This window comes from Lunatibacter salilacus, assembly GCF_009797935.1.
Classification (GTDB): domain Bacteria; phylum Bacteroidota; class Bacteroidia; order Cytophagales; family Cyclobacteriaceae; genus Lunatibacter; species Lunatibacter salilacus.
In genome coordinates this window covers 277,843-291,797 of the sequence record NZ_VOLC01000004.1, presented here as the reverse complement: position 1 = coordinate 291,797, position 13,955 = coordinate 277,843, and the positions used below count along the sequence as shown (strand labels likewise).

12 protein-coding genes are annotated in these 13,955 nt (G+C 43.2%); 5 read left to right on the top strand and 7 right to left on the bottom strand.

All coding sequences use genetic code 11. The features are described from left to right. The first annotated feature begins 97 nt into the window (after positions 1-97). The 4 genes from FQ608_RS07895 to FQ608_RS07880 all read left to right on the top strand — a co-directional run bounded on the left by FQ608_RS07895 (position 98) and on the right by FQ608_RS07880 (position 2,948). Complete coding sequence (locus FQ608_RS07895; RefSeq protein ID WP_158857353.1) at positions 98-529, top strand: RrF2 family transcriptional regulator; 432 nt, start codon at positions 98-100, stop codon at positions 527-529. A 30-nt stretch (positions 530-559) separates the two neighbouring features. Beyond that, positions 560-1,282 (top strand): iron-sulfur cluster repair di-iron protein, encoded by a 723-nt coding sequence (ric, locus tag FQ608_RS07890; protein ID WP_158857276.1) that lies wholly within the window; start codon positions 560-562, stop codon positions 1,280-1,282. A gap of 6 nt (positions 1,283-1,288) precedes the next feature. After that, positions 1,289-1,819: a hypothetical protein gene (locus tag FQ608_RS07885; protein ID WP_158857275.1), complete on the top strand. Its 531-nt coding sequence runs from the start codon at positions 1,289-1,291 to the stop codon at positions 1,817-1,819. 658 nt (positions 1,820-2,477) lie between these two features. Beyond that, positions 2,478-2,948, top strand: a complete 471-nt coding sequence (locus FQ608_RS07880) for a YybH family protein (RefSeq protein WP_158857274.1) — start codon at positions 2,478-2,480, stop codon at positions 2,946-2,948. 489 nt (positions 2,949-3,437) lie between these two features. Here FQ608_RS07880 and FQ608_RS07875 read toward each other — a convergent pair whose 3' ends face one another. Next, positions 3,438-4,943 carry a sulfatase gene (locus tag FQ608_RS07875; RefSeq protein ID WP_158857273.1) on the bottom strand — a complete coding sequence of 502 codons (1,506 nt, stop codon included), beginning with the start codon at positions 4,941-4,943 and terminating at the stop codon, positions 3,438-3,440. A gap of 12 nt (positions 4,944-4,955) precedes the next feature. Beyond that, a complete protein-coding gene (locus FQ608_RS07870; RefSeq protein ID WP_158857272.1) occupies positions 4,956-6,746 on the bottom strand; it encodes a c-type cytochrome in 1,791 nt (596 codons plus the stop codon). 162 nt (positions 6,747-6,908) lie between these two features. Here FQ608_RS07870 and FQ608_RS07865 point away from each other — a divergent pair, with 162 nt between their 5' ends. Next, entirely contained in the window at positions 6,909-7,448 is a 540-nt protein-coding gene (locus tag FQ608_RS07865) for a porin family protein (RefSeq protein WP_158857271.1), read from the top strand. Between the two features lie 37 nt (positions 7,449-7,485). On the opposite strand, the gene FQ608_RS07860 is transcribed toward FQ608_RS07865, so the two are convergent. From FQ608_RS07860 to argB, 5 genes are read right to left on the bottom strand one after another with little or no spacing between them, the layout of a single operon-like run. Beyond that, positions 7,486-9,219, bottom strand: a complete 1,734-nt coding sequence (locus FQ608_RS07860) for a M14 family metallopeptidase (protein ID WP_158857270.1) — start codon at positions 9,217-9,219, stop codon at positions 7,486-7,488. Positions 9,220-9,257: 38 nt separating this feature from the next. Further along, positions 9,258-10,469: a bifunctional glutamate N-acetyltransferase/amino-acid acetyltransferase ArgJ gene (argJ, locus tag FQ608_RS07855; RefSeq protein ID WP_158857269.1), complete on the bottom strand. Its 1,212-nt coding sequence runs from the start codon at positions 10,467-10,469 to the stop codon at positions 9,258-9,260. A gap of 16 nt (positions 10,470-10,485) precedes the next feature. Further along, positions 10,486-11,532 (bottom strand): N-acetyl-gamma-glutamyl-phosphate reductase, encoded by a 1,047-nt coding sequence (gene argC, locus FQ608_RS07850; RefSeq protein ID WP_158857268.1) that lies wholly within the window; start codon positions 11,530-11,532, stop codon positions 10,486-10,488. Beyond that, positions 11,522-12,724, bottom strand: coding sequence for an aspartate aminotransferase family protein (locus FQ608_RS07845; RefSeq protein ID WP_158857267.1), 1,203 nt, complete (start codon positions 12,722-12,724; stop codon positions 11,522-11,524). Before FQ608_RS07845 ends, argC begins: the two co-directional genes overlap by 11 nt. Before the next feature lies 1 nt (position 12,725). Further along, positions 12,726-13,550 carry an acetylglutamate kinase gene (argB, locus tag FQ608_RS07840; protein ID WP_158857266.1) on the bottom strand — a complete coding sequence of 275 codons (825 nt, stop codon included), beginning with the start codon at positions 13,548-13,550 and terminating at the stop codon, positions 12,726-12,728. Positions 13,551-13,955 lie beyond the last annotated feature (405 nt).

Below are 13,955 nucleotides of genomic sequence, written 5' to 3'. Positions count from 1 at the left end.
GGCGCAATATATAAAGAACAAATTTCCCGAAAATAAATAAAGGATGTTTTTGTCTTTATTTAAATAAAGGATATATTTGTCCTGTATTAAAAGAGAGATGTTTTCCAAAGCCTGTAAATATGCCCTTAACGCCATGATCTTTGTGGCTTCCCTCCCGGAGGGAAAGGATAGAGCAGGGCTCAGGGAAATATCAAGGGCAATCAACTCCCCAGAGGCTTTTACGGCGAAAATACTCCAACACCTAGTCCGCAGGGAATTGTTAAACTCAGCGAAAGGCCCAAACGGGGGCTTTGCTATCCATGGCGACTCACATACGATTACAATTGCTCAAATTGTTGCTTCAATAGATGGTGATATGATCTTTACAGGTTGCGCATTGGGGCTGGCAAAATGCTCCGAAGTTCATCCATGCCCGGTTCACCACAAATTCAAAGCTGTAAGGGATCACCTCACAGGCATGTTGCTTACTACAAACCTAAAGGACGTTTCCAGCGGGGTTAATGATGGAATCAGTTTTCTGAAAGATTAAATAACTTAAATTAATAAAAGATAAAATGTCATGATACAAGAACTAGCAAATAGAAAAGTAGGCGGGATAGTTGCAGATAACTTCAAAACTGCCAAGGTATTCACCGAATACGGAATTGACTTCTGCTGTAAAGGTGGGATTAGCCTTAGCGATGCCTGCGAAAAAAATGGAATAGCCCTGGATCAAATTTTGACGGACCTCGAACTGGCAGTAATCCAACCGGAAGAGGTACACTTCAAAGACTATGGCCTAAGTCAGCTTATCGATCATATAGTCAAAAAGCATCATCAGTATGTGGAAAATACCATCCCAGCACTTAAACTATACCTGCCCAAAATAGCGGCGGTACATGGAGACCGACATCCTGAGCTCATTGAAGTTTCTCGGGAGTTTCTCTTGGCAGCAGATGCACTGACCACCCATATGAAAAAAGAGGAACTCATTCTTTTCCCTTATATCAAAGCCATGGAAGAAGCTGACCGCAGTGGGTTATCTTTATCTGAAGCACATTTTGGACATATAGACAATCCTATAGCCATGATGGAGGAGGAGCATGATGCAGAGGGCGAAAGATTTAGAAGAATTTCTTCCCTCACCGATATATATACCTGCCCACCTGATGGCTGCCAGACTTACAAAGTAGCTTTCGCCATGCTCCAGGAATTTGAAGAGGACCTACATACCCATATCCACCTGGAAAACAACATCCTTTTCCCAAAAGCGCAAGAACTGTATAAAAAGAAAAATACATAATCACAAATGAATACTGCCTACCATCATATGGAATCTGTGGAATCGCCGTCGATTGGCTCTAACACCCCTCCCCAGACTTGGATGACGTGGGCAGTATTCTTTTTCTTTTGTGCTTCTATTTTTGGATTGGCAATGCGTTATTTTTTTATCGGAGAGGTACCATTTTTTGAATATAAGCATCTATTGCATGCACATTCTCATGTTGCCCTGTTGGGTTGGGGCTATCTGTTAGTCACTGGAACACTCGTATTGACTTTTATTCGAAATCCCATCAGACTTAAAAGCTACCAAAAGATATTCCTCCTTACAATCTTGGCGAACCTAGGAATGATGCTTAGTTTTCCATTCCAGGGTTATGGACTTTATAGCATCGCATTTTCAACCCTTCACCTAGTGGCGAGTTACACATTTGCATTCCAGTTTTTTAAGGACTTGAAAAAAGTGAAATCTACCATCGGAATAACGTTGATCAAACTCAGCAATAACGTTCGGCTTGGGAGCTTTTGCCTTGAAAAACAAATGGCTGGTAAACAATAGCCTAAGCAGATTTGGCTGGTTACTTCTTGCTTTTGCCTTCATTTGCTCCGAAATCCTTCTTCTAGGGCAGGGAACGCTCCTATGGGCCAAAATGGGGTTTATTCCACATTATTATCTATTGATCTTCCTAGCGTCCGCACTTTTTCCCCTTGGACTCGTACTCCTGTTGTTAGCGCAGCGGCGTCACTTGTTTAGGAACTAGGATTATAAATCCCTCTATCTGTAAGTTCTACATTGCGAATGTCGAATAGCAGGAACAGTAGGATAGAAACCTGAATGGAAATTCTTCCACCCAGCAACCTTTAATTTTTATCAATTACGTTTTAATAATTCTCAAAAATCCGTACCTAACCAGAGGGTTCTGAATGCTACACATAATCAGTACCCGTACTATTAAAACGCCACACACTTCCTCCCCAATCGTCAAAAGTCAAGCCATAATTCATAACCCATAACTCATAAATTTTTTAACCATATGAGACATATAAGGCCATATGAGTTTTTACCTAATATTCATAATTCTTACCTCATAACTCAAAATGTCTTGGCCCGCACTCCGTAATTCTTAATTTATACCCCCCAACTCATCATTCATAACCCATAACTAATTGCATTCCCCACCAAGAAACCCTAAATTCGTCCATAAAAGAATTAACCAATGAATACCTTATCCAACCTCCTATCGGCCAGCCTGACTGCCTTTCTTATATTGGGCTGCGGCGGAGAAAAACAGACAGATATGAATGAAGATATCGCTAGCATCACCGCCATGAGTAAAGCCAGGGCTGATGCATTTAATGAAGGGAACGCCGCGGAAATCGCCCGCTACTTTGCAGATGACGCCTTTTTAATGGCTCCTGGAAAAGTCAGTCAGCGTGGCAAAGAGGCAGTTGAAGCTTATTATCAGTCCATCTTTGAAGAGTTCGAAACTGTGCTTGAATCTGGCTATGAAGATGTGGTTGTAGACGGTGATCTTGCCTATGGAAGGGGCTTTGCAAAAGTAACACTAACCCCAAAAAATGGTGGTGAAAAAACCTACGCCACCTCCAAATACTTGAATATCCTCGAACGGCAGGAAGACGGAACTTGGATCACTACCCACGATATCTGGAACGGCAACGAGGAATAAAATACAACCTCCAGAAACAGAAAAAGCTATGAAATAAAATTTCATAGCTTAGTCAATTAACAATAAACCCAAAATAACCAGTTGTAACAGAAGGACTCGAACCTTCACGAAAGCATAGTTGATTGCTTTCACCCATTTACCGACAAGGCCGATTTTTTATTACAATGTCAAAAGCCTTTCGCTTTATTTGATAGTACAAATCTAATAGGAAAATTCAACTTAAAAAAATTTTTATTTAAGTGACGGTAAATAATACATTATTTTTAACCAAAATTAACTTTTATAAAATTTTATCAAAACTGCCTGCGTTTTTGATACCCGAATTAACATTATTATATTCCGATAGACAACCAAATTACCGGAGACATAAGAATATCCTTTGGCGAGGATATGTGAATCGTCATAAATGAGGTTTAACTAAACTTTGAATAAGGAGGATTTATTTCTATTTATCTACCATTGGATTTAAAATCAATTAAAACAATAAAATCACCTGATCAACTCTTCCCACTTTATTGGATTTCCTTCCCAGAACCATGCTCCATCTACCTGCTCCAAAACCCTGTGTTGGCTACCGGGAGCGTGTGGAGCATCGGATGGCCGAATCCATTTAGCATGGTCTGCTATCACTGTTTTCATGGAAGGATCGCCCGCTAAGTTGCGATGTTCATGGGGATCTGATCGGTGATCATAGAGTTCCTCCGCACCATTTGCATAGCGTATGTAACGCCAATGCTCCGAACGTACACTGTTGTTGCCGGGATTGTGGGTGGTAATGGCTGGGCGTTCTCTTGGAGCATTCACATCCTTTATTTGGGGTACAAGAGATATTCCCTCTAGACCGTCTTTTTCCGGTAATCCCACCCAGTCGACCAATGTGGGATAAATATCCAACAGTTCCGCTGGCTTGTTCGTCTTTACTCCCTCAGGAATTCCCGGACCGGAAAAGATCAGCGGTACGTGAGTTGATCGCTCCCAAAGTGTGTTTTTACCGGTTATTCCCTTTTCCCCCAAGTGAAATCCATGGTCCGACCAAAGAACAATCAATGTGTTGTCTGCCAAGCCATTTGCCTCCAAGGCATCAAGGACACGGCCTACTTGCGCATCGGTAAAGCTAATGGTCGCCAAGTAAGAACGGACAATATTGGGCCATTGGTTGTTGGCTTTCAGCCAGGATAGTCTGACTTCAGGCAGGTACCAATGCAGGTACCAGGCAAAGTCCGGCACATCTACCCGCTCGTCCTCCGGAGCTGGGGGCAAGACAATATCCGCTTCCTCCGGATACAAGTCAAACCATTTCTGCGTAGCAAATAGCGGCACATGTGGCAACCAAAATCCAACCGCCATAAAAAAGGGCTTTTCGTCATCTGATTGGGCCAATTGCCCCAATTTTTCCTCCGCCCAAGTAGCCACTTTGTAGTCGTTTCTTACCGAGTCTCCTTCCGCGGGATACACTCCCCAGTCAAGCAGCGGATGATTACCCATATGGGTATCCCCTACCAATTTGGCAGGTGGATGCCCTGCAGTGCCTCCGCCAATCGGTCCCCATTCCTCAAAATCGGTACGCTTGTCGGGAGTATTCCCGAGCGAATGGAATATTTTACCGTTTGAAAGGGTTTTATAGCCATGTTGCTGAAAATACTGTGGCAAGGTAACTGCGTCCCGGGTCAACGATACATCTCTGAAGTGGGGAGAAAGGTTATAAATGCCGGAGGTTGAAGGTCGGATACCCGTCATGATACTCGCTCGGGATGGGTTGCAAAGGGGTGATTGGGTGTGGGCATTGGTAAAAAGAATTCCTTTTGCTGCCAGGCGGTCAATATTTGGAGTTTTTACTTGGGGATGCCCTTCCAAAGCCCCGACCCAGTCGTTTAGATCATCAATAGCAATGAACAGAATATTAGGCTGTTTGATTTCCTCGGATTGTTTCGGCTGGCAATTCCAAAGTCCACAAACAGTAATAAGGATAAGAAATCCGATAAGATTATTCTTCATAGGATATTTGGGTTAGGGAAAGGTTACTTTCCAGATGTTTCCTCCTTTTTGGCGACCGCCATATTCGATCACATATAAGTCTTTACCAACCAACACTGCATCTACAGGCTGTGTGAATCCCTCAGCTATTCGGTAGGTATGTACATCAAAATTATCTTTGTCCGCATTATAGGTTAATTGAAGGTGAAGCAAATCCTCCCCGTAGTCTGTAAATGGTTTCATCAAAGCAGCCTTAGCTCCTTTGGTATACCGAAGCGTAAACGCACCGCCTTTGTAAGTCCCACTCAGCTGGTCATCATTGTCAAAATTTAACCCCAAGGGCGAGGAGTGCGCCGTAAAGGTACTGACTGGAGCGCCTGTGTCGGCTGCTTCTAGAATTTTACCTGTTTCAGGGTCTCTATAGGTGGCGGCAGCCGGCCCGTAATTGTCTATGCCGGGAGTAAAGACCACTCCTTCGGGCCGCTTGGGGAAATCGGGATCGTTATAGAAATCATCCGGCCAAGCTGCGGCGGCGGTGTTAAGGAATGGATCTTTTGCGGGATCCGGGTGCCAGTCAGGAAACTGCTGAGGAGATTCCAATCCTCCCATCACCCATGGAAATCCATAATGATGTCCCTCCCGCACCCAAAACATATCCTCTGACTGATCGTAATCCCCAGAGTTGACCACGGCAAAAAGATTACCATCCCGGTCGAAATTGATGTCAAAGGCATTTCGGATACCTTCCGCATAAAGGTAGCCTCGTTCCTTCAAAGCCTTAGTATCATTGGGCAGCAGCAAATCTTTGGTACCTATAGGAAACCGGAAGATAGCTGCGGTAAGCGGTTCATTACGTGAATTGGGGTATGCACCGAGGTTATCCTGTACTTCGCCGTGGTCAGTCCGGGATCCGCTGACCACAAAAATATGTTTCCCATCGGGACTTATACGGGTTGCACTCCACCCGTGGTCAAACGGCGTATTGGTAGTTCCATATTCCACAGTTGAGAAAACTTTTGAAACCTCTTTGGAACCATCCGGTCTCAGATTCACCCGCATCATCCATCCGGTAGTACCCTTATCATCATTTACACGAATGTTCCCGGTAAGTATAAGTGTGCTATCCCTCATTTCAAGCCCCTGCATTCTGTTAATACCATGATCCTCCACACTGATAACTAACTCCGGAGAAATAGGAGATTGATCCAACGCAATACGGTAGACACTCCCTTCAAAAGTGGCATACCAAATTGCATCAGTTTGCTGATTGTATAAGATCCGGATAGCTCTTGGGGCTACCTTCATCCAATGGGTGATCTCCAAATCCTCAACTAAGGCAATCGGTGAACTGGCCAATGTTTCAGCCATGCCCTTTCCAAGATGGCGGACATAGGAGACCAATTGCCAGCGTTCTTCTTCGCCTAAGATCTCACCGAAACCCGGCATAACATTTCTTCCGACGGATATTTTGTGGAAAATCGCCCCATCTGTTTGATCCAGAACGCTTGGTGAGTAAAAATTGGCTGGCTGAGACCCCATCGCTCCCCCAGCTGCGCCGTCTCCCATTCCCGATTCACCATGGCAATTCCAACAATATACCTGGTAAATGGCCTGACCAGCAGCAATTGCCTGCTCATCCTGAAAGGGATTTAACCGGTGATTGGCATCCTCGGGGGCAACCCATGTATCAACTCTGCTTTCACCATCTTTGTCCTTACTGCTGCCTTGACGGTTACATGACGAAGTGAGAAACAATAAAAGCCCATAGATCAAAAATCGGCCAATTTGGCAATTTTTTTGGTAGGTGGATATGCGATGAGTCATTTTGGGTTTTGAATTGGGAATTAAACCATTAGCTCTCTATAGCTAGATTCACTTGGTTTTTTATTATTGTATATATACTGTTTTTAGGAATCAAACCAAAAACATTCTAATATGCTTAATTATTTTTGTTTTATTTGTATAGTCATCAAAAAAACAAAAAAAATGAAAAGATTTATTTTGGTTGTCTTACTTGCTGTTACTTTTTACTTTCCTTCGCAAGCACAGGTAGGTGAAAACTACTTGAATATTGGTTTGGATGCGGGAATTACGATGAACGACTACCTGGTAAATCAGTTCCCTGCCGGCTTTGGTGGTTCGGTAAAGGGCTTGTTGGGTGTTGGATTAAGCGGACAGGTAACACTTTCAGGAACCTTCCTTTATTTTCCACTGAACTCAAATTACATTTTGCCGGCAGGTGACAATATTTCCTTTCAGGCCATCCCTGCATTTTTGGGATACCGTTTTAATTTCGAACAGGTTTTCTTTGAACCCCAACTTGGCGCCGCACTGCATATCACCCGAAACCGGTTTGGCCAAACGAGCGATAACCTCACCTCCACGGAATTCGGGTTTGCCGCCGAGGCAGGCTACGTCTTCAATTTGATTGAAGTGGGTCTAAGGTATCAACATACCGGACAATCCCCATACCATTTGGGGATGTTAGTGTTTCGGGCAGCCTATAGAATTCCGTTGACCTACTAATCTTTCGACCAAAACAAAGAATCATTCGGACTCAAAACTACTCCAATCTAAAAATGGGGTATCGGTTGTGTTCCTTTTCCTTCCAAGGACTGCGTTCATACACCCACTGTAACTGTGCGGATCCGTTTTGGGCGAAGGCTTCGTCTTCATTTTTGGCTTTTTCAAGTTCAAACGCCAATTCGGGATGCTCGCTAAGATATTCTGCAGCCAAATCCTCAAACACATAGGCCGAGTAACCCTCTTTTGCCTGTAGTATGGTATCGAAAAAATTCCACGCAAAAAAACTGTCCTCGCCCTGAGGCTCCAGGACTTCGACGATATACCTGTTAGATTCCTGATTCATTGGGAGGAAAAAATCTCCTTTCCGAAATTGCACATACGCTTTGGAGCTTTTTATATTAATGTTATTGTGCAGGTAATGTCCTTCATAAGGGTTTTTACTTGTTTGATAATCAGCTATATGATATTGGGTCACCAGAATGCTTGTATCCTTGGCAAGAATTTCCATGAAAACGCCATTGCGTTTCAAATTTTCAATAACCGAAAACCAGCCTTGGGGAATCAAGTACGCTTGGGGCTTCTTTATAAAAAGACCAGGTGAATAAGTATGAAAAAACTTTACTTTTTCAGTAAATGGAAGATTCCTGTCGTAATATAGCCTGGGATGGCCGGAAACCACAGATTTCTTCTCCCCAGACCTGTATCCCCGAAAGTCTATCCAACGAAACATATCCCTATCCAATTGGTGGTTTAAGGCAAAGACCTCTCTTTGCTTCAGATCCGCCCTGTCCTCTCTGACCATTTCTAGAATATGTTTACCTTCTTTTTCTATTACCGCAAGGAAGGCCTCAAACAAGGCATAAGTTGACGAAACGCGTTCCGGATAAGGCTTGAGCATATGGGTTTCCGGCATAAAGCTCAGCGTTCCAAACAAAGCCGCATATCCACTACTGTAGCGGCCACTGTCTTTAAATTGGGGCCAACCGTCCTCAGGCTTTCCTCCCCAAGCGTTGACATAAGGTACTAGCGGAAATCCCTCTTCCTCCATATGCCGATAAAGTTGGGGTTCCATACTTGACTCAAGATACTCTCCCAACTGTCCTCCCAGCCGATTGTACTGGGTAGAAATTAGAGTCATAACATGTTGATAATCTGCGCCATTACTTACGTGGGTGTCAATAAATACTTGTGGCTTCAACCAATGAAAAATCTCCTGAAAGGATTGGGCGTTTTTTGTATCTGCCTTGACAAAGTCCCGATTAAGGTCATAATTTCGGGCATTCGCCCGAAAACCAAATAACTCAGGTCCGTTTTGGTTTACCCTGCTGTACGAACCCCTGTTCAGGTGCCCACCAATATTGTAGACAGGAACAATAGCCAAAGCCATTCCCGGCGGGAGAGAAATTTTCCCTAAAGCCAAATCCCTTAAAAACATCATGGAGGCATCTATACCATCCGGTTCGCCGGGATGAATCCCGTTATTGATAAACATCACCAACCGATCATCAGCCTGCCACCTATCCGGATCAAAATCCCTTTGCGGATCAAAGAGGACTACATGAAGTGGAAATCCACTGTCCGTAGTCCCCTTTTCCACCATAATGATGTCTTCGAAATGATCCGCTAATTGCTTAAAATAGTCGATCACATCCGCATACTCCGGAGTTTGTGTGCCTTTACTGGTTTCAAAAAGAGTTGAAAAATCTCCTTGCCCGGCTACCTGACTGACACTACACCCAAAAATCAGACCTATCCACCAAAATTTTCTCATTGCCGAATTTGGGAAAAAAGTCCGGCTATTACAATGGATTAGGTAGTGTACACAGAATTAAACATAACATAATCGGTTGTCAAATCACTGCCCCAGCCAACTGCTTCGGCCTTGCCAGTGTTAACTTCCAGATGGACACGTATATTGGATTCCCGGAGTAGCTTTTTCATGAAATTTTTATCAAAATCGGTTGGCGTTCCTTTTTTGAGTACCAAGACCAAATTTTCATTGTCTCCCAGATATAAGTTGGCTTTTTTATAATTAAAGGTAATACCCGCATTTCCACATGCCGCAATGATACGACCCCAATTGGGATCCCTTCCGAACATGGCGGTTTTTACTAAAAGAGAATCAGAGATGGCACGAACAAATAGACGTGCATTGGCTTCTGATCTTGCTTTGGTAACCCTATATTCGATGAATTTAGAGGCCCCTTCACCATCAGAAACAATTAATTTCGCCAAATGCACCAATAATTCTAGAAGCTTTTCTCTAAAAACCAAGTATAAAGGATCCTCTTCACTGGTGATTTTTGTGTTTCCTGCCAAACCGTTTGCCAGAATAGCGACCATGTCATTGGTCGAGGTATCCCCGTCTACTGTGATCATGTTAAAGGACCGGTCTACACAATATTGGAGGGTTTTTTGAAGCAATTTCTCATCGATGTCGATGTCTGTTGCCACGAAGGCAAGCATGGTCGCCATATTTGGATGGATCATTCCGGATCCCTTGGCCACCCCACCGAGGGAGATGGTGTTGCCTTCCCACTCAAATTCTACGAAACCCTCTTTTGCAAAAGTATCCGTGGTCAATATGGCATTAGCCAAAAATGACCCGGCCTTTGGATTATCACTGAGTTTGGGAATATTGGTCCGAATGCCCTCCAGAACTTCCTCGGTTGGGAATTTCTCACCGATAAGGCCCGTGGAAGCTACAATCACATCTTCCTTGGGAATAGAAAGCATTTCGGCCACCGTCTCGGCCATAGCCTCCGCTCCAAGTCTGCCCTGTTCACCTGTACATGCATTGGCATTGCCTGCATTGCAGACGATAACTTGCGCACGATTATCTTTTAGGTGTTTTCTAGTCACTTTAATTGGTTCTGCCTGAACCTTATTTTGGGTTAAGGTAGCAGCTGCCGCTGCCTGTACCGAGGAATAGATAATGGCCAGGTCCCTCCTCATGGATTTCACTCCCGAATGGGCTCCCCAACACTTGATTCCTTTTACACTAGTAATATTTTTAATCATTTTTTTGAAGTTAAATTTATGGTTTTATGGGAATATCCATTAAACCAGCCGTTTGATCAAGACCAAGCATCAAATTCATATTATGAACTGCTTGGCCTGCTGCTCCTTTTACCAGATTGTCTATTACAGCAATAACGATCACCCTTCCGGTTCGGAAGTCTAAGTAAGGAAATATATCGCAAAAATTGCTTCCCCTTACATCTTTTATTGAGGGAGCCTGATTCCTGATCCGGATAAAAGGCTGTCCTTTATAAAATGAAGTAAATAGCGTAGTCAGTTGATTCTGATCAATTTCCCGTAGAATATTCGCATAGGCAGTCGCCAATATCCCCCGGTCTACAGGTAGCAGATGTGGGGTAAATTGTACCCGGGCTTCTTCTTCCGCACTTATTCCTCCCAACTGTTCCTCGATTTCAATAGTATGCCTATGGGTCCCTATTCCGTAGGCCCTGAAATTCTCGTTAACATTTGAAAAATGGGTAGTTTCTGACGGCTTGACCCCTGCGCCGGTCGTTCCTGACTTGGCATCAATGATTACTTGCTTCGGATCTGTGTATCCCCCTGCCACCAAAGGAGCTAAGCTAAGTATGGAAGCGGTGGGGTAACAGCCGGGATTGGCAACTAAGCTTGCCTTGGCGATTCTTTCCCCATGCAATTCCGGAAGTCCATAGACGGCATTTTTGAACCCCTCTGGATAAATATGCTCCTTTTGATACCATTCGGAATATACCTTTGGATTTCTAAGTCTGAAATCTCCAGAAAGATCTATTATCTTGACTTTTTCACCGGCCCATTGTTTGACAAAACTCATAGAAACCCCATGAGGTAGCGCCAAAAACAGGACATCCTGGTCTTCGGCTAAGATATTTTGCGCAGAAACCAAAGGCATATCCAATCTCCCGATAAACTGGGGATGCAGATCAGAAAAGTTCTTACCCAGATGAGTTTCGGAAGTGATATGCACTATCTCCACTTCCGGATGATTTATAAGAATACGGGCAAGTTCTGAACCCGTATAACCGGATGCACCTATGATGGATACTCGATACGCTTTATTTGGCATGTTCTGTAATTTCTGTGAATACTGATTTCAGGATTTCAAGGAAGGTTTCCAAGTCTTGTTTTGGAATATTCAATGGAGGAACAAGCCGAAGCACCCGTTCCGCAGTCGCGTTGGCGATGATTCCCTTATCCATCAGCTGCCGCATCACCGGCGCGGCTGCCTGGTCCAGTTCTACGCCTATCATCAAGCCTAAGCCCCTAACTTCTTTGATTATCGGAAATTCAGTTTTCAGTTTGTTGAGCTCATCCATCAACCATTTTCCCTTTTCTTGAGCAACGGTCAATAAATCTTCCTCCTGAATCACACGCAAAGTTGCCAAGGCCGCGGCACAGGCTAGTGGATTTCCGCCAAAGGTGGTCCCGTGATCCCCAAATTCGATGGCTTTTCCAACTTTTACATTGCATAGAAAGGCCCCTATTGGCATACCTCCTCCAAGAGCTTTGGCGAGAGTCATAATGTCCGGCTGTATACCATAATAGTCCTTGGCAAAGAAATATCCTGTACGGCCTACCCCACATTGAATCTCATCAAAAATCAAAAGAATATCGAATTCATCGCAATAGTTACGCAATTTTTGTAGATACATGCGATCCGCCATCCTTATCCCACCTTCACCTTGAATGGGTTCAACTAAAATTGCGGCGACATCGTGGTGTGGATATGCCGTAACGGCGTCAAAATCATTAAAGGGAACTTGGGCAAACCCATGGGGAATGGGGGCAAATCCTTTTTGATATTTAGCTTGACCCGTCGCTATGGTTGCAAGTGTTCTGCCGTGAAATGAATTCTCCATCGACAGCACCGTACCCCCTTTACCTTTCGAATGGGCATATTTTCTGGCAATTTTAATCGCCCCTTCCACCGATTCCGCACCACTATTTGTGAGAAAGACATGATCCAAATGGGCAATGTCCACTAGCAATTTTGACAACGCTACCTGAGGCGGACTGACGAAAAAATTGGAAATGTGCATAAGCTGACTGGCTTGATCGCTGATCGCCTTGACGACTTTTGGATGGCAATGACCTACATTGTTGACAGCTATACCGGCTAGCATATCAATATATTGCTTGCCGTCCGCATCCCAAAGGCGACTCCCCTTCCCCTTGATAAAAGCCAAAGGTAGCCTGTTGAAGGTGGGTAAATAATTCTTTTTGTCTTCTTGAAGTAATGAGTGATTTGAAATATCCATATCATGCAGTAATTGTAGTTCCTAATAATTTATTTTCTAGCAGATAATCCGTGATTTGGTTCGGTTTTGTTCCGTTAAGTATTACAGCATGCTTTACTCCTGCCACAACAGCAGCTTCACACGAGCTTATTTTAGGTATCATTCCTCCTTGAATAACCGAACCGTAATAGGTTTTCAGATCTTTTAGTTTAAGGTTTGGAATAATGGATTTCGGGTCCGGGAAGTCTAAAAATAAACCGTCCACATCCGTAAGGACTATATAGGCATCAACGGCCAACGCACTCGCTATTTTTCCGGCAAAAACATCTCCGTTAATATTATACTCGTTTCCGTCGCTGTCGCCGGCTATGCAAGTAATCACAGGGGTGAACCCCTCCCTCAATAAAATCTCCACGAGCGTGGTATCTACATGGGAAACTTCACCTACTTGGCCGAGATCGACTTGCTGGGATTTGCCAGTCTCATCAAATTGAACATGCCAACGCTTTTCAGCTGTGACAAACTGTCCATCTTTTCCTGAAAGTCCCACGGCTTTCAAACCTGTACGATTTAATAAGGATACTAATGAACTGTTGACCTCACCTTTAAGTGTTTTCTCAATACAAGTCAATGCCTCGGGACTGGTATATCGGTGGCCATCAAAAAATGTAGATACGATGGAAGCTTCATCAAGCGCTTTGTTTATAAATGGTCCACCTCCATGTACTAGAATTACTTGGTAGCCATGGGATTGCAATAAGGCTATCTTTTCCGCTATTTGCTTCTTGAGTTCTTCATTCACCATGGCATTTCCACCGTATTTGATGAGAACTTTTTGACTATTCATTATAGTATATTTTTTATTATGGATAGAAATTTTTCGGTTATCAATTATCCCCAATTTGATTAATTTTAAAAATAAAAATTCTGAAAATACATTTCAAAACGTACTGCCACGAAATATTTTAACAAAAATTGTACCAATGAGTATTAAAAATATGGGAAATTTGCAAAAAATATTTATTAATATTTAAATTTAATTCTATATCAAAAAAGTAATAAAATTACTTTTGATCACTTCTGTAGTCATTTAATTCAACAATGGTTAGTCAATGCCTTTAACAATCTTACGGGTGAGAATTATAATTCTGTCCAAACAATAATTATGAAAAATAGGGTGCTGAATAGATCGATAAATTACCTATAATCCGTAATACTTTTCTTTAAATAGGTAATTTTAATAAAGAAAAAC

Excerpts from the sequence above, each read along its gene's own strand:
- ric (WP_158857276.1), top strand. The coding sequence starts at position 560 with ATGATACAAGAACTAGCAAATAGAAAAGTAGGCGGGATAGTTGCAGAT.
- FQ608_RS07885 (WP_158857275.1), top strand. The coding sequence starts at position 1,289 with ATGAATACTGCCTACCATCATATGGAATCTGTGGAATCGCCGTCGATT.
- FQ608_RS07845 (WP_158857267.1), bottom strand. The coding sequence starts at position 12,724 with ATGGATATTTCAAATCACTCATTACTTCAAGAAGACAAAAAGAATTAT.
- argJ (WP_158857269.1), bottom strand. The coding sequence starts at position 10,469 with ATGATTAAAAATATTACTAGTGTAAAAGGAATCAAGTGTTGGGGAGCC.
- argC (WP_158857268.1), bottom strand. The coding sequence starts at position 11,532 with ATGCCAAATAAAGCGTATCGAGTATCCATCATAGGTGCATCCGGTTAT.
- FQ608_RS07860 (WP_158857270.1), bottom strand. The coding sequence starts at position 9,219 with ATGAGAAAATTTTGGTGGATAGGTCTGATTTTTGGGTGTAGTGTCAGT.
- FQ608_RS07895 (WP_158857353.1), top strand. The coding sequence starts at position 98 with ATGTTTTCCAAAGCCTGTAAATATGCCCTTAACGCCATGATCTTTGTG.
- FQ608_RS07870 (WP_158857272.1), bottom strand. The coding sequence starts at position 6,746 with ATGACTCATCGCATATCCACCTACCAAAAAAATTGCCAAATTGGCCGA.
- FQ608_RS07880 (WP_158857274.1), top strand. The coding sequence starts at position 2,478 with ATGAATACCTTATCCAACCTCCTATCGGCCAGCCTGACTGCCTTTCTT.
- argB (WP_158857266.1), bottom strand. The coding sequence starts at position 13,550 with ATGAATAGTCAAAAAGTTCTCATCAAATACGGTGGAAATGCCATGGTG.
- FQ608_RS07865 (WP_158857271.1), top strand. The coding sequence starts at position 6,909 with ATGAAAAGATTTATTTTGGTTGTCTTACTTGCTGTTACTTTTTACTTT.
- FQ608_RS07875 (WP_158857273.1), bottom strand. The coding sequence starts at position 4,943 with ATGAAGAATAATCTTATCGGATTTCTTATCCTTATTACTGTTTGTGGA.